General features: G+C 56.7%; 14 protein-coding genes and 1 other annotated feature. All 14 genes read right to left on the reverse strand.

Annotated elements, in window-relative coordinates; genetic code table 11:
- Positions 1–37: 37 nt before the first annotated feature.
- On the reverse strand, positions 38–1,411 hold the full coding sequence (locus ACZF99_RS19810; protein WP_483606680.1) for a bifunctional folylpolyglutamate synthase/dihydrofolate synthase: 1,374 nt from the start codon (positions 1,409–1,411) through the stop codon (positions 38–40).
- Positions 1,412–1,433: 22 nt separating this feature from the next.
- Complete coding sequence (locus ACZF99_RS19815; RefSeq protein WP_483606681.1) at positions 1,434–4,112, reverse strand: valine--tRNA ligase; 2,679 nt, start codon at positions 4,110–4,112, stop codon at positions 1,434–1,436.
- A 254-nt stretch (positions 4,113–4,366) separates the two neighbouring features.
- Positions 4,367–4,840: an IS200/IS605 family transposase gene (gene tnpA / locus ACZF99_RS19820; protein ID WP_240268557.1), complete on the reverse strand. Its 474-nt coding sequence runs from the start codon at positions 4,838–4,840 to the stop codon at positions 4,367–4,369.
- A gap of 159 nt (positions 4,841–4,999) precedes the next feature.
- Positions 5,000–5,260, reverse strand: a binding site (T-box leader).
- 84 nt (positions 5,261–5,344) lie between these two features.
- On the reverse strand, positions 5,345–6,790 hold the full coding sequence (locus ACZF99_RS19825; RefSeq protein WP_483606682.1) for a LysM peptidoglycan-binding domain-containing protein: 1,446 nt from the start codon (positions 6,788–6,790) through the stop codon (positions 5,345–5,347).
- A 128-nt stretch (positions 6,791–6,918) separates the two neighbouring features.
- On the reverse strand, positions 6,919–7,860 hold the full coding sequence (locus tag ACZF99_RS19830) for an RluA family pseudouridine synthase (protein ID WP_483606683.1): 942 nt from the start codon (positions 7,858–7,860) through the stop codon (positions 6,919–6,921).
- Positions 7,857–9,161 (reverse strand): glutamate-1-semialdehyde 2,1-aminomutase, encoded by a 1,305-nt coding sequence (hemL, locus tag ACZF99_RS19835; protein WP_483606684.1) that lies wholly within the window; start codon positions 9,159–9,161, stop codon positions 7,857–7,859. Before hemL ends, ACZF99_RS19830 begins: the two co-directional genes overlap by 4 nt.
- Positions 9,162–9,340: 179 nt before the next feature.
- On the reverse strand, positions 9,341–10,342 hold the full coding sequence (gene hemB, locus ACZF99_RS19840) for a porphobilinogen synthase (protein WP_483606685.1): 1,002 nt from the start codon (positions 10,340–10,342) through the stop codon (positions 9,341–9,343).
- 57 nt (positions 10,343–10,399) lie between these two features.
- Positions 10,400–11,947 (reverse strand): uroporphyrinogen-III C-methyltransferase, encoded by a 1,548-nt coding sequence (gene cobA / locus ACZF99_RS19845; RefSeq protein WP_483606686.1) that lies wholly within the window; start codon positions 11,945–11,947, stop codon positions 10,400–10,402.
- A gap of 6 nt (positions 11,948–11,953) precedes the next feature.
- Positions 11,954–12,916 carry a hydroxymethylbilane synthase gene (gene hemC / locus ACZF99_RS19850; RefSeq protein ID WP_483606687.1) on the reverse strand — a complete coding sequence of 321 codons (963 nt, stop codon included), beginning with the start codon at positions 12,914–12,916 and terminating at the stop codon, positions 11,954–11,956.
- Between the two features lie 2 nt (positions 12,917–12,918).
- Positions 12,919–13,569 carry a precorrin-2 dehydrogenase/sirohydrochlorin ferrochelatase family protein gene (locus ACZF99_RS19855; RefSeq protein ID WP_483606688.1) on the reverse strand — a complete coding sequence of 217 codons (651 nt, stop codon included), beginning with the start codon at positions 13,567–13,569 and terminating at the stop codon, positions 12,919–12,921.
- Positions 13,570–13,750: 181 nt separating this feature from the next.
- Positions 13,751–15,184, reverse strand: a complete 1,434-nt coding sequence (hemA, locus tag ACZF99_RS19860) for a glutamyl-tRNA reductase (protein WP_483606689.1) — start codon at positions 15,182–15,184, stop codon at positions 13,751–13,753.
- A 207-nt stretch (positions 15,185–15,391) separates the two neighbouring features.
- Positions 15,392–15,790 carry an adenosylmethionine decarboxylase gene (gene speD / locus ACZF99_RS19865; protein WP_483606690.1) on the reverse strand — a complete coding sequence of 133 codons (399 nt, stop codon included), beginning with the start codon at positions 15,788–15,790 and terminating at the stop codon, positions 15,392–15,394.
- Between the two features lie 322 nt (positions 15,791–16,112).
- Complete coding sequence (locus ACZF99_RS19870; RefSeq protein WP_483606691.1) at positions 16,113–16,697, reverse strand: non-ribosomal peptide synthetase module; 585 nt, start codon at positions 16,695–16,697, stop codon at positions 16,113–16,115.
- Between the two features lie 197 nt (positions 16,698–16,894).
- Positions 16,895–17,539: a ribosome biogenesis GTP-binding protein YihA/YsxC gene (yihA, locus tag ACZF99_RS19875; protein WP_483606692.1), complete on the reverse strand. Its 645-nt coding sequence runs from the start codon at positions 17,537–17,539 to the stop codon at positions 16,895–16,897.
- Positions 17,540–17,561: the final 22 nt, after the last annotated feature.

Consider the following 17,561-nt stretch of genomic DNA (forward strand, 5'->3'; position numbering starts at 1 on the left):
AAATGCACATGTTGTTCGGTCGTATTCAACAAAATGGTCACCAGCCTTTTTCAGAATCGGTTTGATGCAAAAGGGTCGCCCGCACGTCCGAGATCAAGTACAACGTGCCGGTTACCACCCCAAGATCCTCCCGTTCCGTCCGTGACTCCAAAAGCGAAAGGGCTTTTCTCCAGTCACGTTCCACGATGATATCCAAATCCGCTTTCGCTTCCGTCCCCTGTAGTTCGGCCACGAGTTCAAATAACGCCTCGGCGTCCATTTTTCGGCGAAATTCGGGCTCGGTCAGAATAAGCGTATCCACTATTGGTAATATATGCTTCAAGTAGCCGTGATGATGCTTGTTGGCCAGCATCCCCATCATCAAATGCAGTTTTCGGTATCGGAAGGCTTCCGGCAGGCTTTGCGCCAGCGAAGCGGCGCCTTCCGGATTATGCGCGCCATCCAACACGATTCGAGGCTCTTCCCGAATCAGTTCCAGGCGTCCGGCCCAAAAGGCGGTGCGGAATCCGTCCTGCACCTGCTCATCTTCAAGGATAAAAGCCAAATACTGCCGCAGCAATTCCAGCACCATCATGACGCCGGAGGCGTTTTTGCATTGATGCTCCCCAAGCATGCGGATCGTAAAACCCAGGTCCCGGAACGGACCTTTGAAACGCAGTTGCTGCTCCTTGGCATCCACCGCATGCCGCTCATACCGGAACTGCTCGCCCATCAGATAAAGGGCGGCATGCTTGGCCGCGGCCGTATCCTTAAGCACAGCGACCGCCTCGGGCTGCTCGACGCAGCTGACTACGGGCACGCCCGCCTTAATAATGCCAGCCTTCTCACGGGCAATCTGTTCAATCGTGTCGCCAAGGACGTCCATATGATCATAGCCGATATTCGTAATCAAAGAAACAATCGGCGTGACGATATTGGTCACATCCATCCTTCCCCCAAGCCCGGTCTCCCATACCACCACGTCGGGGTAACACTTTTCCGCAAAATACAAAATTGCAATCGCCGTGCTCACTTCGAACATGGTCGGAGATCCCAGATCGGTTGCGGCGATTTCTTCGACCAGCGGAACAACGCGGTTCGCCAGCTTCAGCAGCACCGGTTCGGGGATATCCTCCTCGTCATACTGAAAGCGGTTGGTGAACTTCGTGATGTAAGGAGACGTATAAGTCCCCACATGATAACCGCATTCCCGCAGCGTCCGGGTCAAAAAAGCGCAGGAGGAGCCTTTCCCGTTCGTTCCCGCCACATGAATGAACTTCAACCTCCGCTCGGGATGGCCCAATCTTTCCATCATGAGCTCGATCCGGTCCAAGCCGGGCCGAATGCCAAACGGCAGTAACCCGTTGATCCAATCAACCGCTTCAGCATAGCTGTTCAGCGGCAACATTTCTTCGTCTGTACGATCCCCCATGTCAGTCACCTTCATCATTTACTTACCCTTTCAGCTCCGCGATCCGGGCCAGCACTTTGTCGCGTTTCTCGGAATAATCGGCCATCTTGGCGCGCTCTTCCTCGATCACTTTCGCCGGTGCTTTGGCCACAAAGCCCTCGTTGGCCAGCTTCTTCTCGACGCGCTCGACTTCCTTGTTCAAGTGGTCGAGTTCCTTCGCGAGCCGGTCGATCTCCTGACCGATGTCAATCAGGCCCGATAACGGCAGGAACAGCTCGGCTCCGGTCACGACAGCGGTCATTGCCTTATCCGGCACGGCCGCGTTCAACGAAGCCTCGTACTCCGACGTGTTGCAGAACCGGCGCACGTAGTGCTCGTTGCGGACCAGCACCTCCAGCACATCCGCGCTGCCCGGCTTGATCACCAGCTCGATCTTTTTGCTCATCGGCACATTCACTTCGGCGCGGATATTCCGCACCGCGCGAATGACGTCGATCAGCAGATTCATTTCCTGAACGGCGTCCGGCGCTTCCAGCGAAGGCTCGTATTCCGGCCAAGCCGCCAGCATAATCGTCTCGCCATCATGCGGCAAATGCTGCCATATTTCCTCGGAAATAAACGGCATAAACGGATGGATCATGCGCAGCGTCCGATCAAGCACGTAGGCAAGTACCGATTGGGTTTTCTTCTTCGCCGCGGAATCTTCCCCGTACAGCGACAGCTTAGCGAATTCGATGTACCAGTCGCACAGATCGTCCCAAATGAAGTTGTACAGCAGCCGTCCGGTTTCCCCGAATTCGTAAGCGTCGATCAAGCGGGTGATTTCCTTGGCCGTCTCGTTCATGCGATGCAAAATCCAGCGGTCGGCCGTCGACAGTTCGCCGCTGATATCGATATCCTCGTACGTAACGCCTTCCAGGTTCATCAAAGCGAAGCGGGACGCGTTCCAAATCTTGTTGGCGAAGTTGCGCGCCTGCTCAACGCGCTCCCAGCGGAAGCGTAAATCCTGCCCCGGCGTATTGCTGGTTGAGAGCATATAGCGCATCGCATCCGTGCCGTATTTCTCAATGACCTCCAAAGGATCAACGCCATTACCCAACGACTTGGACATTTTGCGTCCTTCGCTGTCGCGGACAAGGCCGTGCATCAGCACATCCTTGAACGGAACCTCGCCGGTAAATTCGAGCGACGTAAAGATCATCCGGGCCACCCAGAAATAAATGATGTCATAACCGGTGGAAAGGACCGACGTCGGGAAATAGCGCTTGAGGTCCGCACTGTTCTCATCCGGCCAGCCCAACGTGGAGAACGGCCAAAGCGCGGAGCTGAACCACGTATCGAGCACGTCCTCATCCTGTCTCAGATCGTCGCGTCCCAACTTGGCCCGCGCTTCTTCCTCACTGCGAGCCACCACCATTTCACCGGTCTCATCGCAGTACCAGGCCGGAATGCGGTGCCCCCACCACAATTGCCGGGAAACGCACCAATCGCGCACATTTTCGATCCAATTCAAATAAGTTTTCTCGAACCGGTCCGGTACGAAATGAACGCCTTTGCCCGATTTCTGCGCTTCGATGGCCCTTTCCGCGAGCGGCTTCATCTTCACGAACCATTGCGTTGACAGATACGGCTCGACAACGACGCCGGTCCGTTCGCTATGGCCAACTTGGTGCACGTGATCTTCGATTTTGATCAGCACGCCCATCTCTTGCAAATCCTTCACGATTTGCTTGCGGCATTCGCTGCGGTCCAAACCTTGATATTTGCCGGCTTCGCCGTTCATCGTGCCGGTCTCGTCCATGACGTTAATCTGCGGCAGGTTATGGCGCAAGCCCACTTCGAAGTCATTCGGGTCGTGCGCAGGGGTAATTTTCACGGCGCCGCTGCCAAACTCTTTCTCGACGTATTCATCGGCGATAATCGGGATCTCGCGGTCCAGGATCGGCAAACGAAGGGTCTTGCCGATCAAATGGCGGTAACGTTCATCCTCCGGATGCACGGCGACGGCGGTATCGCCAAGCATCGTTTCGGGACGCGTCGTCGCCACCGTGAGATGGCCGCTTCCGTCGCTCAGCGGATACTGAAGATGATACAAATGCCCGTTGACCTCTTTGTATTCCACCTCGATGTCGGAGAGCGCCGTGCGCGCCGCCGGATCCCAGTTGATAATATATTTGCCGCGGTAAATCAAACCCTTCTCATAGAGCTTGACGAACACTTCGCGAACCGCCTGGGACAATCCCTCGTCCAACGTAAACCGCTCGCGCGAATAGTCGAGGGAAGCGCCCATTTTGGCCCACTGTTCATGAATCGTTTCCGCATATTGGTCTTTCCATGCCCACACCTGCTCAAGGAACTTCTCGCGCCCGAGATCGTATCGCGAGACGCCCTGCTCTCTAAGCCGCTGTTCCACTCTCGTCTGCGTTGCAATCCCCGCGTGGTCCATCCCGGGCAGCCACAAAGCGTCATATCCCTGCATCCGCTTGGTGCGGGTCAGAATATCCTGCAGCGTCAAATCGAGCGCATGCCCGATATGAAGCATCCCGGTTACATTGGGCGGCGGGATCACGATCGTATACGGCTTGGCGTCCGGGCGCTGTCCGGCTTTAAAGAACCCGCGCTCCAGCCAATAACGGTACCATTTCCGCTCCGCCGCTTTCGGATCGTACGTCGTCGGCATCTCGGCCGACAAGGCTTGTTGGCCTTGATTTTCTGTCGTCATCCTCTTCAACCTCCGTTACAAATAAGCATAGCCTTGGCGATCCCAAGATAGTCGTCCGGCATCCATTCCCATCTACTAAACGGGGGCCGCCGTTTTCATGCTGCCAAAGAAAAATCATAACCACCCGTCCAACGGGTGGTTTGCTCTTGGGGTATAACCCCCTGTTGCCAAACTGCGCCTAAAGACGCTAGCCTGACAATAAAATTGTTCAGGCTCAGTGTATTTTGTCACCTTCACTTACCAGTTAAACTGGTTTACTTCTTCTTGCCACCGTTACTGCTGAACGGATCTTCATATTCTTTTACACTCAGCTTATCCATCGCCTGGTCGTGTACTTCTTGTTCACGAATATACTTTGCTACGGTAGCTTCATTCAGTCCCACTGTACTCACATAATATCCCTCCGCCCAAAATTTTCGGTTCCCGTATTTATACTTTAATTGGGCATGTTTCTCAAAGATCATGAGGGAACTTTTTCCCTTCAGATATCCCATGAAAGATGACACGGATATCTTTGGTGGAATGGCTACCAACATGTGTACATGATCCGGCATCATATGACCTTCTAGAATCTCCACGCCTTTATACTTACATAGACGTTTGAAAATTTCGATCAAGTCTTTCCTCACTTGATTATAGATTTCTTTCCGTCTATACTTCGGGGTGAACACAATATGGTATTTGCACATCCACTTTGTGTGAGCAAGACTGTAGTTCTTGTTTGCCATCTAAGACCATTCCTTTCATTGAGCCTGAACATCTCAATTTTATCGGGATGGTCTTGTTGGTCAAACCCTCGTTCCCTCCACCCGCATAGCGGGTGGTTTTTTGTTTCGCACGCTTCGCGTACTCAACTGGCTAAAGCCTAAACAAAAAAGCCTTTCGTCTCAAAGGACGAAAGGCTTTGCTTTCGCGGTACCACCTTTGTTTCGCACATCGGCATCCGGCCTTTCCGGCATCCGGCACTCGTCATGCGACACTCATACAGATAACGGCTGCTGCCGGTCCGTTCTAACCATCGTAAATAGACGTTCAAACGGACAACTCCCGGGCGACTTCGGCGAGCTACATGTCCTGCGGAATCTCTCAGCCGTGGGTTCCGCTCTCTGAAGGGTACGCTGCCTACTCTTCCCGTTCCAAGTCTTTGCAATAGATCTTATTGCTTGAATCTATATTATCATAACTTGGAAAGGAACGGGAGTCAACAATCCGCCTTTTTTCGCGGCGATTCCTTAAGGAATGTATAAGACTTGCCCCTCGTTGACTTGGTGCTCGGACAGCCGATTATACAGTTGCAGCTCCCGCGAGCTCAAGTGGTAGCGCTGAGCGATATCGTCAAGCGTTTCCTCGCGCTGCACGATGACCAGGCGCACTTTGCGGAATGGAGTTTGATCTTCGCTGCTGATGAATAGATTTTTCCACCGCAGTTCTTCGCCTTCCCCCTGCTCTCCGCCGGCGCTCGGGCTTGGCAGGTCCGAGGCGTCCTCCAGCGCTTCCTGGGGCACCCGCGGGGAAGAGGAGATCAGCTTCGTTAAGCCGAAGCTTTCTTTTCCGCCTTCATCACTTCCCTTTTTGGCCCCAAGCGCAATCTTCATTTCCTTCTTCTCTTCAGGCCGAGCATTGGGCCCATGATCGACTTCGGCATCCGATTCCGGCTCAACGGCAGCCCCGTCCGCCGCTTCTTTCGGTACGGCAGTGCCTTCTTCGGCCGCTTCGTGCGAAGGCGCCTCAGACTCTACAGCTGCCGTTTCCGCCGCTTCGTCGGCACGTTCGGCCAGTTGGAATTCGGACGACGGCCGAACTTCCTCCTTAAACCATACGTTTGCGTCCAATTCCGGCTCGTTCTCCGCGAAGGTTTCCACGGCAGTTCCAAAATCCGCGCCGGATTCCTTGTCCGCCCAAGGATTGGTCTCCTGGAACGCCGAATCTTCCTCGGTCCAGGCTAGAACCTCCTGCGGCTCGTCCGCATTTCGATTTTGTGCATTCAACACGTCGTCCGGGAACGCCTGCCAAGAAGCAAATTGGGGAACATGCGGTACCTGCGGATCTTGCTGCCCCAATTCCAGCCCCGCTTCCGGATTTTGTTCCGGCTCCGCGTCCACAGCTTCGCGCGTTAACGAATTCCAGGAGAATGCCGGCTCGTTCTGCACCTCTTCCGCAAGCAATGGCGCCGCGTCCACCGGTTCGGATTCCGCCGGATTCGGATCGAAAGCTGCAGGCGCGGCCGTGTCCGAATCCGATTCGTTGCCGCGGATGGCGGAGACGACATGCGCCGTCGTAAACTCCCGATCCTTCCATGCATCCTGCTCGGACAGCAAAGCAGAGGTCTCCACACCCTGAAGCGACAATACGCCCGTTATGTTCAAGCTGCGCGCACTGAGCAGGTCAACGTCGAAATTTTCGATCTCGACCGTGATATCCTCCAACCGGTTGACCCGGCTTAGCGGAATCGTAATTTCCACGGGAATGTAGTGTTCCAATTCCCGCGTCTCCCCATCTCCCCGGTAAACCCCCGACAACAGCAAATGGCCGCGCAACGCGGCATACTCCTCCCCGGGAACCACCTGGATTTTTGGATAGAGTTCGATCTCCTCCAGCTCTTCAATGCCGATCACATCTTCAGAAAGATGTATGCGCTCGTAAATATCAAACCTGAGACCATAGGATTGATCAGCCAACACGTTACCTCCTTTCAGCATATCCAAACCTGATTTAAAATCGATGAATCATGATCCAAATCATCCTCGTTTAATCTATATGCTTCAAAAAGGAGTGCATGCCAGCTTTTTGCCCATGCGTCCGTCCTTCAGTTGAACAACCGCTCCCGCAGCCCGGTCATAGCCGGGGGCCACGGATCGTCGACCTCCACCGTTTCCCCGGTGAGCGGGTGCGGGAACGACAGGCGTTCCCCGTGCAGCGCCTGATGGGACAGCCACTTCGTGCCGCCGCCGTACAGCTTATCGCCTACGAGCGGGTGACCCGCCGCGCTCAGATGGACGCGAATTTGATGCGTCCGGCCGGTTTCCAAGGTTAGCCGAACCAGACTGATCCCATGCTTCGGATAGACCTCCAGCAGCTCCACGTGCGTCACCGCCGGTTTACCGCCGTGGGAAACCCGGCGCCGCTGGTTATGATGCCGATCCCGGCCGATCGGCTGATCGATAACCTTAAGTTCAGGGTTGACAACGCCCTGTACGAATGCGATATACGTCCGTCCGATTTCTTTGCGGCTCATCGCGTCGTCCAGCTTCAAATGCGCATATTCGTTTTTGGCGAACAACACCGGACCTGACGTGAATTCGTCAAGCCGGTGAATATGCGCCGCGGCGATCGGCTCGCCGCGGCCGGCAAACCATCCGGCGACGCGGTTGGCCAGCGTATCCGGCGGAGCCGGTGTCACGCGGGAAGCTCCGCCCGCAAGCTCGGCGCCGTCCGGATGGACTTTTAGCCCTGCCGGCTTGTGCGCGACAAGGCAAAAATCGTCCTCGTATAACAGCTGAAGCTCCGCCGCGAATGGAGTATATTGCGACTCTTTAGGCGGAAAGGCCCGCAGCCTTAAACGGTCACCGGCAAGCTTGATGCCGCCTTCGGACCGAAGTTTGCGCAGCAGCTTCGGAGGAGCTTGCAGCCCCTCCTCCAGCCAGGCCGCCGCCGCGTCCAGACTTTCCTGCCCTTCGCGTACAGGCAGCTTGCCGGGCATCAGCTCGAGCCACTCGCCGCGCCGCGTCCAGTTTAGCTTACGGCTCACAGCTTTTGCAGCGCCAACCGGTGCGCTTCGATCGTCAGTTCGATGTCTTCGTCGGTATGCGCGCCCGAGACGAACATGCCTTCGAACTGCGAAGGCGCCACGTTGATGCCTTGCTCAAGCAATGCCGCGAAATAACGGCGGAACAGGTCGAGATCGCTCGTCTTCGCCGTATCGTAATTGATGACATTCTCCTCGGTAAAAAACGGGCACACCATGGAGCCGACGCGATTGATCGTGCAAGCTATGCCCCGTTCCTTGGCGTTGCGCGTAAAGCCCTCCTCCAGCTTCGCCGATAGGCGCTCCAGGCGGTCGTACACCTCCGGAGTAAGCAGCGACAGCGTCGTATAGCCCGCAACCATCGCCAGCGGGTTGCCGCTCAGCGTCCCCGCTTGATAAATCGGCCCGCTGGGCGCGATTTGCTCCATGATCTCACGCTTTCCGCCGTACGCTCCGACGGGCAGCCCGCCGCCGATCACTTTGCCGAGGCAGGTCAAATCCGGCGTGATGCCAAAGCGTCCCTGCGCACAATTCAGATCAACACGGAAGCCCGTCATCACTTCGTCGAAAATCAGCAAGCTGCCGTATTGCTCGGTGATCCGGCGCAGGCCTTCCAGAAATCCCGGTAGCGGCGGCACCACGCCCATGTTCCCGGCCACCGGCTCGACGATCACGCCGGCAATCTCTTCGCCGAAACGCTCAAACGCCAGCTCTACGGAGGCTAAATCGTTATACGGCACCGCGATTGTATTGGCGGCGACGCCCTCCGGCACCCCGGGGCTGTCCGGCAATCCCAGCGTGGCGACGCCGGAGCCTGCTTTGATCAGCAAGCTGTCGGCATGGCCGTGATACGAGCCTTCGAATTTCATGATTTTGCTGCGCCCGGTATACCCCCGCGCCAGACGAATCGCGCTCATCGTCGCTTCCGTTCCCGAATTGACCATCCGCACCACGTCGATCGACGGTACCCGCTCGGCCACCAGCTTGGCCATTTGCGTCTCCAGCAGCGTCGGCGCGCCGAAGCTCGTCCCTTTGGCGGCCGTTTCCTGGAGCGCCCGAACCACCTCCGGATGAGCATGCCCCATAATCAGCGGGCCCCAGGAACCCACGTAATCGATAAAGCTGTTGCCGTCGATATCGTAAATGCGGGAACCGCTCCCGCGTTCGATATACATCGGCGTCAAACCGACGGATTTAAACGCCCGCACCGGGCTGTTGACGCCGCCGGGCAAGACCTGTTTCGCTTCTTCGAAGGCCAGCCGCGACCGCTCCTCGCCCCTCCGGCCAATCGTATCTTTGCTCATCGATACCCCTCCTTTGATGTCCCTTAATGCCGCCCTTTGCACGATTATCCCTTTCATTAAGGGGACCATGGACCGGAGTGAGCGAGCTCTTCTCCAGCACTTGGCTCTCTGATCAAAAGGGATAATCATGCAAAGCGTCCGGCCAGCGTGTTTTGATTTTCCGATCCCGGCTAAGCTTACTATTGCTCGCGTAGCCAGCGCGCCATATCTTTGGCGAAATACGTAATGATAATATCCGCCCCTGCCCGCTTCATGCCGAGCAGCATCTCGGTGACGATCGCCCGCTCGTTGATCCAGCCTTGCTGGGCGGCCGCTTTGACCATCGAGTATTCGCCGCTTACGTTATAGGCCACCAGCGGCAGATCAAATTGATCGCGCAGCATGCGCAGGATGTCCATAAAAGCCAGCGCCGGCTTGACCATCAGCATGTCCGCGCCCTCCAGCACGTCCGATTCCGCTTCCCGCAGCGCCTCGCGGGAATTTGCCGGATCCATCTGGTACGTCTTCCGGTCGCCGAACTGCGGCGCCGAGTCCGCCGCTTCGCGGAACGGCCCGTAAAAAGCGGACGCGTATTTGACGGAATACGACATGATCGGCACATGGCTGAAGCCGGCTTCATCGAGCCCGGAACGGATCGCCTGCACGAATCCGTCCATCATGTTGGACGGAGCGATGATGTCGGCGCCTGCGCGCGCTTGGGAGACAGCGGTTCTTACCAGCAGCTCCAGCGACTCGTCATTCATCACGTCGCCGCACACATGCCCGTCGCGTTCAAACGTATGTACCCTGCCGCAATGCCCATGATTAGTGAATTCGCACAAGCAGGTATCGGCAACAACCAGCAGATCCGGGTACCGCGATTTAATGATCCGCATCGCTTCCTGCACGATCCCGCCCTCCGCGAATGCCGAAGTGCCCACGCTGTCTTTACTTTCCGGTATTCCGAACAGCAGTACGGCCGGAATGCCCAGATCGACGATCTCCTTCACTTCCTCTTCCAGGGTGTCGAGCGAAAAATGAAACACGCCGGGCATCGACGAGATTTCGTTCTTGACGCCGCTCCCGTAGGTCACGAAGATCGGTTGGATCAAATCGTCCACCGTCAGGACGGTTTCGCGCACCATCCCGCGAATGGCGGCCGACTGACGCAGTCGGCGATGTCTTACGATGGGAAAACTCATGTTTGATACCCTCCTAGTATGCAGCACGGGGAATGGGCCTCCGTGTTGAGAAATAATTCATTCCGCCGGAGCGGTCCGTTCTTTCCAAGCGCACAGCGCCTGAAGCAGACTCGCGATCGTCGCTTCTTCCGCAAGAATCGACACATTCAGGCCGGCGTCCTCCGCCGTTTTCGCCGTGACCGGTCCGATGCAGGCGATCTCCACGCCATGGAGCGCTGCGGCCGGATCGGCCACGCCCATGCCGGCGAGTGCGGCCAGCAGATTCGTCACCGTCGACGAGCTGGTAAAGGTAACGGCGTGGATGCGGCCTTTCTCGAGCATCTTCAGCAGCTCGTCGTCCGCTTCCCCCGCCGGCACCGTCCGGTACATCACCGCCTCGGTGACGGTCAGTCCCTGCTCGCGCAAAGCGGCGGGCAGCCAGGCGCGGGCGAGATCGCCGCGAGGCAGCAGCACGTGCTGCCCCGGATGCAGTTCGCTGCCGTACGTTTCCATCAGCCCCTCGGCCTGGAACTTGCCCGGCAGACCTTCCGCAGCGATCCCGCGCTGGCGCAGCGCCGCCTGGGTCGCCGGCCCTACGGCGGCGATTCTCGCTTTGTGCAGCCCCCGCACGTCCTTCCCCAGTCTCTCCAGGTGCGAGAAGAAATACTCCACGCCGTTCACGCTCGTGAAGAACACCCAATCGTAACGGTCCAGCCGCGCCAGCGCCGCATCGGTGCCGGCCAGCTCCGGGCCCTCCGGCATAACCATGTCGATGACCGGGAACTCGTACGGCTCGCCGCCAAGCTCCTCGATGCCGCGCACCAGCTCGCTGGCCTGCGAGCGCGAGCGAGTGACGAGAATCCGCTTGCCGAACAGCGGCAGCGCTTCCGCCCACTTCAGTTGCTCGCGCTGGGACACCACCTCGCCGACAACCGTCACGGCCGGCGGCTTGAAGTCGGCTTCGCGCACCTTCCGCTCGATATCGGCAAGCGTGCCGACCAGCGTCTCCTGCTCCGCTCTCGTCCCCCAGCGGATGAGGGCGACCGGCGTTTCGGGCGGCCTTCCGTAATGCATCAGCTGTTTGCTGATATGTCCGATATTCGCCACGCCCATCATGAACACCAGCGTGCCTGTCGCGTTGGTCACTTTCTCCCAGTTGATCGACAAGTCGAGTTTATCCGGACTCTCATGACCCGTAATGATCGACACGGACGAAGCCATGTCCCGGTGAGTGACCGGAATACCGGCATAAGCCGGCACCGAAATCGCCGCCGTGATCCCCGGCACGATTTCATAAGGAATGGCGTGCTGCCGCAGCAGTTCGGCTTCCTCACCCACGCGGCCGAAGATCGTCGGGTCCCCGCCCTTCAGGCGAACGACCGTTTTGCCCGCGAGAGCCAAATCGACCAGCAGCTGGTTGATATGCTCCTGCTTCATTGTGTGGCGATCGGTTCGTTTGCCGACGTAGATTTTCTCCGCCCCGGGTTTCGTTCTCTTCAACAGGCTGGGATTGGCCAGACGATCGTATACGATCACATCGCCTTTCTCCAGGCAATCGAGCCCTTTCAGCGTGATCAATCGCGCATCACCTGGGCCTGCCCCAACCAGATAAACTTTACCGGCCATTCTCCTTCACTCCCCGGCTTCTTGTAATAATGCGGCCGCCCCCAAGGAGATCAGCCGACCGGCAACCCGCTCGCCCAGCTCGGCAGGATCCGTCCCTTCGGCGCTTTCCTTCAAGATGGTCGCCCCGTCCGCCGAGCCGACCATCCCCGTCAAATGCAGGCGCCGACCGCCGCTTGGCTCGGTAGCCCCCGCCGCCGGCAGCAGCGTCGCGTAAGCCCCGATCGGTACCTGGCAGCCGCCGTTCAGCACGCCGAGGAAACGGCGTTCCGCCGCAACCGTCACCGACGTGTCCGGATCATTGTACATGGATAAGAGCCGGCGCACCTCGTCGTCGCCTTCGCGGCATTCGATGCCTAGCGCCCCTTGGCCGACCGCCGGCAGGCAGACCTCCGCCGGCAGATAGGCCGTAATCCGCTGCTCCCAGCCCATCCGGTATAAACCGGCAGCCGCCAGGATAATCGCATCGAAGCCTTCCTCCTCCAGCTTGCGCAAGCGGGAATCGATATTGCCGCGGACCGGCTCCACCACGAGATCAGGACGATACGCCTTCAACTGGCTGGCACGGCGCAAGCTGCTGGTTCCAACCCTTGCCCCCTGCGGCAGTTCGTCGAGGCCTTGGCCGCTTCTCGAGATCAGCGCATCCCGCGGGTCTATCCGCCGCGGTACCGCACCATTCATTAATCCCTCCGGCAGCACGGACGGCATGTCTTTCATGCTATGTACCGCTAAGTCGATTTCCCCGCTCAGCATGGCCTGCTCGATTTCTTTGACGAACAGCCCTTTGCCGCCGACCTTGGATAACGTCACGTCCAGAATCCGGTCACCCTTGGTCACAATCTTACGGATTTCAAAATCAAACGGCAGGTTATGCGTCCGGCAGAGTGCCTTCAAATCGTCGATGACCTGTCCCGTCTGCGTCAGCGCCAGCTGGCTTTGTCTCGTCCCCACCACAATCGTTCGCTTCGTCATGCTTATTCCTCCGTCTGTTCCTCGATCCAGGCAACCGTCGCCGCTTCGCTCCAAGGACGGAAGTTCCCTTCCCGGATCGAGGTTAAAATATCGGCCTCGGCCAATCTCCGAAACAGACGTTTTCGTCTGCCGGGATCGCCGATCCGTGCTTTAATGAAAGCCCGTGCGGAGCTCAAAAAATCAATATACTGCTCATAATCTTCTCCAAACCGTTCATCGATCTCCCGAATCAGCTCCCGCGCGGCCGCCGGTCCCGCTCCCGAGGTGGAGACGGCGACCACCAGCCCGCCGCGGCGCAGAACGCCGGGCGTAATCATGCTGCCTCGCGCGCCGTCGCCGGCGTCATTCACTGGTATGCCCTCCGCTTCGGCTTCGGCGGTAACGGCTGCGTTTACCTCCGGGCGATCCGTCGCGGCGAAAGCGAGGAACGCACCGGCCAGATCCCCGCGCCGGTACTCGCGCTCTAGCCAATCAACATGACGCCGTTCACGGTGGAGCCGCAGCAGGCCTTCCGTTACGACGGGGCTGACCACGACCGTGTTCGCTCCCGCATCAGCCAGCATCGCCGCTTTGCGTTCGGCTACCGGCCCGCCGCCGATGACGACGCAGCGCCGGCCGGCCAAATTCAACAGGACGGGCACATAATGAGGCATAACGCATCCCTCCCGAACCTTCGCTTCAACTCGTTAATAGCATACCCTACCCTGCCGCATTTTTCCATGTTTCATCCCTTCAAAAAAAAGCCCTTCACCAGCGCTTCAGCATCGAATCAGCCATCGATTCGGTTGCATCCGGCAGAGGGCTCAGGGCGTTTCCGGGGCTTAACTATAAAGTTTATACAGACGCTTTCGCCAGCGAAGGCTCCGGCTTAAAAGCGACCCGGCTTGGGGCCGCATCCCGGATCTCGGTTAAACCTTCGGATTCCCGGGGCGGCAGCATCCCTTGCGAGTCCGACATCTTCGAGGTCTCCTTCTCAAAAGGCAAGTCGCTTTGTGCTTCCAGTCGATCCTCCAACGCAAAGATTTGCGTAAACAGTTCCAGCGCCTCCGTGCCTTGACCCTCGCCGGCCAGCTCTTTGATCCGGTTGATCGGGTCATGCATCATTTGGTTGAGGATGCTCCTGGTCAGGCGCCGGATCACCTTGCGTTGCCGTTCATCCAGCTCCGGCAGCTTGTTGAAAAGACTGTCCAGCGTGCTCTCGTGGATATCGGAAGCCTTCTCCTGCAGCGCCCGGATTACCGGCTTCACGCCAAGCGTCTGCAGCCAGGTTGCGAAGGCGGTCATTTCCTCCTCGATCATCGCTTCGATCTTGACCGCTTCCGCACGGCGCATCTCCATATTGCTCTCGACGATCCCTTCGAGATCGTCGATATCATACAGGAATACCTGCTCCAGCTCGCCGATGGCCGGTTCGATGTCCCGAGGCACGGCGATGTCGATCATAAACAACGGGCGTTCCTGACGTCCCTTCATGCTCCGCGCAACCTGTGCCGAAGTGATGACATACCCCTCCGCACCGGTCGAGCTGATCAGAATATCGACCTCGGACAGCCGCTCCATCGCCTCCTGCATCGTGCAAGGCACGCCGCCGCATTTGGCGGCGAGCTCCTGGGCACGGGCATACGTCCGATTGGCCACCAGCACTTCCTCCGCGCCGGCGCCGCTCAGATGCTTGGCGGTCAGCTCGCTCATTTTGCCGGCGCCAAGGATCAGCACGCGTTTCCCTCCAAAGCTCCCGAACACTCGCTTGCCGAGTTCCACGGCCGCATAGCTGACCGAAACGGCGCTTTCGCCGATGGCCGTCTCGGAATGGGCCCGTTTGCCGAGCGTTACCGCTTGCTTGAACAGCGTATTAAACCAAGTTCCGGTGCATTTTTCCCTTTGCGACAGCAGGAACGCATTTTTGACCTGGCCGAGGATTTGCGTTTCCCCCAGCACCATGGAATCCAGGCCGCAAGCGACGCGGAACAAATGACGTACCGCTTGTTCATCTTCATACATATATAAATGGCGGGTAAATTCTTCGCGCGGAACCCCAAACCAGCGTTCCATGAAGCTGCGGATGAAATACCCGCACATGTGCAAACGATCGACCACGACGTATATTTCCGTACGATTGCAGGTGGCGATAATCACGCCTTCCAATACACTCTTGGTGCGTAAGAGCTCCTGCAGCGCTTGCGGCATGTCCTTGTCCGCAAAGGAGAAGCGTTCCCTAACTTCCACAGGCGCCGTCCGATAGTTTAATCCGACTACGACGATGTGCATTGCAAGTTCACCTGCCTTGAATAGATGTTAATATCACCTTTCGAAAACAAACTATGTTAATTATATCACAGTAGTACTGGACTCCCCGGCGATTTATATGAGTTTTTTATGAATTATTTATGAAATTCATATTGCCAAAACAAATAACCATGGAAGCTCCATGGTTATCCTATTTTGCCCAATATTTCAAAAAAACTACCTTTATATCTAGACGAACTCGGCTCGATTCAAGCTCGGTTCGGCAACTTCCAACTCGCCCATACCGCGAACCAGCTTCTTCGCGTACGTTTTCTCCGGATTCAAGACGGACACCAGGTAATCGATCGCCAATTGCGGATCCACCATTTCCCCGCAAGTGTAGCAATCAATGGCAGCAAACCCTCTCTCAGGATACGTGTGGATCGAGAGATGGCTTTCCGACAGCATCACTAGCACAGTAGCCCCCTGCGGCTCAAACTGCCTGGACTGGATCGACAGCACGGTAGCCCCGCAAGCCTCCGCAGCTTCCACCAAGTGGACTTCCAGCAACCCGGCGTTGTTCAGCACCTCATAGTCGACGCCCCAAGCATCAACCGCAACGTGTCTTCCGAAAGTTGAATATTCCATCTTCCGGCTCCCCCTTCCTAGGAACAAAATGTTTGAAAAAATTTCATCCGCTAGGACCTACGTCATTCACTTCCCGAGGGAAAAATCTCTCGCAACATCTCCATGTCCTGAGTGAATCCTGGTTCCTATATTCTTTTCAACGAGATTAAAAATAACATCTCTTGAGGACAAATGCAACCTATTTTTTCTGGCGAAACGCCTCATCCGGCCGCGGGTGTTCCTAATAAAAAACCACCCTGATATCCAGGGTAGTTATCACTAGTACATTATGACGCCGACCTCCCGCTGGTGACTTCGGTTGGGGGAAGCCCGGAATTATTATTTAAGCTTCCAGAACGAACAACCTCCGCGTGCAATGGCGCAGTTTGTCGTCGATACATTCCACGTCCGCTTCTCCGGCGATAAACCGCTCATCAAGCAGCGCATTAATATCCTTGCGGATGCGGGCGATTTCCAGCTCGACATCGTTATTCCGGTAAATCTGCTGCAGCTCTGCCGCCGCATCTTTGTATTCGAACACCAGCTTGTAGGAATCCCGGGAATACTCGACAATCTTACGAACCCGGCCTTCCTGATAATAATACATCATCATGAATCCGTTATAAATTCGGGTAACCATGCCGGAACCTTTAAACGCCGCGAACAACAATCTCATCACGTTCGTCAAGTGGGGTTTCTCCAAGCGGAAAGACATTTCGCAGACATAAAAACCGTCGATACGTTCAAATGGCAGATGCACTTCTTCCCCGCCGTCATCCTCCAGAACGACCTCTTGCCCGCCGTTGTCAAGCACCTTGACCCGCTGGCGCACGTGAGGGTCGTATACTTTGTGAACAAATTGCGACATCTGGACTTCCGTTAAACGCATACTGGCATTGACATACTCTGTGGCTAACCGCTGAGCCATACAAATCTCCTCAATTCTTAAATCGCTTTATCATAATTATACACTACGATTCCCGTCGTACGCTCAGCCGCCAAAACGTGAATTCTTGCCATTTTCCAGAAAAAACGGCATTAAGCCGTTTTTAACCTCCACAATCCCGCTGCATGCTCACTTTCCTGCCGAAACTGCTCCGAATCCCTTTGGCATCCACCGAATTCTTAACTTTCTCCATTTTTGCCCACAAAGGCATCCGGGCTTATCCCCTCATTCTCCTCCGCAAGCTCGGCGTAACGCGAGATTTCCGCCCATAGTTCCTCTTTGCCTATTCCCTCTTCCGCGGAAAAAAGGATCAGCGGATCGCCCGCCCGCAGCACCAGCGCTTCCTTAATGATCTTCAGGTGCTTCTGCCAGCGCGACTTCGGAACCTTGTCGGCCTTGGTGGCTACGACGCAGACCGGCAGCTCGTACGCCTTCAGCCAATCGTACATCAGCTCGTCGTCTTTGGTCGGCGGATGCCGGAGATCGATGATCTGCAGAACCAGCTTGAGCGTCTCCCGCTCCAGCAAGTATTTCTCGATCATTTTGCCCCAGACCTCGCGCTGCGACTTGGAGACTTTGGCGTACCCGTACCCGGGGACATCCACGAAATAAACCCGGTCGTTGATCCGGTAATAGTTAAGATGCTGGGTTTTTCCGGGGGTCGAACTGGTGCGCGCTAGGTTTTTGCGGTTAATCATCCGGTTGATCAGCGACGATTTGCCCACATTGGAACGCCCTGCCAGAGCAATCTCCGGCAAGGCGTCCTCAGGATATTGATTGGGGCCGACAGCGCTGATGATAAATTCAGCCTTGGTTACCTTCATCGTTCAATTCCTCTCTTGGTCG

Source organism: Paenibacillus sp. JL3B1040 (assembly GCF_057063165.1).

What these genes read in the sequence shown, in the direction of transcription:
- tnpA (WP_240268557.1), bottom strand. Translation starts at nt 4,840, where the DNA reads ATGGCAAACAAGAACTACAGTCTTGCTCACACAAAGTGGATGTGCAAA.
- speD (WP_483606690.1), bottom strand. Translation starts at nt 15,790, where the DNA reads ATGGAATATTCAACTTTCGGAAGACACGTTGCGGTTGATGCTTGGGGC.
- ACZF99_RS19870 (WP_483606691.1), bottom strand. Translation starts at nt 16,697, where the DNA reads ATGGCTCAGCGGTTAGCCACAGAGTATGTCAATGCCAGTATGCGTTTA.
- hemB (WP_483606685.1), bottom strand. Translation starts at nt 10,342, where the DNA reads ATGAGTTTTCCCATCGTAAGACATCGCCGACTGCGTCAGTCGGCCGCC.
- ACZF99_RS19815 (WP_483606681.1), bottom strand. Translation starts at nt 4,112, where the DNA reads ATGACGACAGAAAATCAAGGCCAACAAGCCTTGTCGGCCGAGATGCCG.
- hemC (WP_483606687.1), bottom strand. Translation starts at nt 12,916, where the DNA reads ATGACGAAGCGAACGATTGTGGTGGGGACGAGACAAAGCCAGCTGGCG.
- hemA (WP_483606689.1), bottom strand. Translation starts at nt 15,184, where the DNA reads ATGCACATCGTCGTAGTCGGATTAAACTATCGGACGGCGCCTGTGGAA.
- ACZF99_RS19855 (WP_483606688.1), bottom strand. Translation starts at nt 13,569, where the DNA reads ATGCCTCATTATGTGCCCGTCCTGTTGAATTTGGCCGGCCGGCGCTGC.
- hemL (WP_483606684.1), bottom strand. Translation starts at nt 9,161, where the DNA reads ATGAGCAAAGATACGATTGGCCGGAGGGGCGAGGAGCGGTCGCGGCTG.
- yihA (WP_483606692.1), bottom strand. Translation starts at nt 17,539, where the DNA reads ATGAAGGTAACCAAGGCTGAATTTATCATCAGCGCTGTCGGCCCCAAT.
- cobA (WP_483606686.1), bottom strand. Translation starts at nt 11,947, where the DNA reads ATGGCCGGTAAAGTTTATCTGGTTGGGGCAGGCCCAGGTGATGCGCGA.
- ACZF99_RS19810 (WP_483606680.1), bottom strand. Translation starts at nt 1,411, where the DNA reads ATGGGGGATCGTACAGACGAAGAAATGTTGCCGCTGAACAGCTATGCT.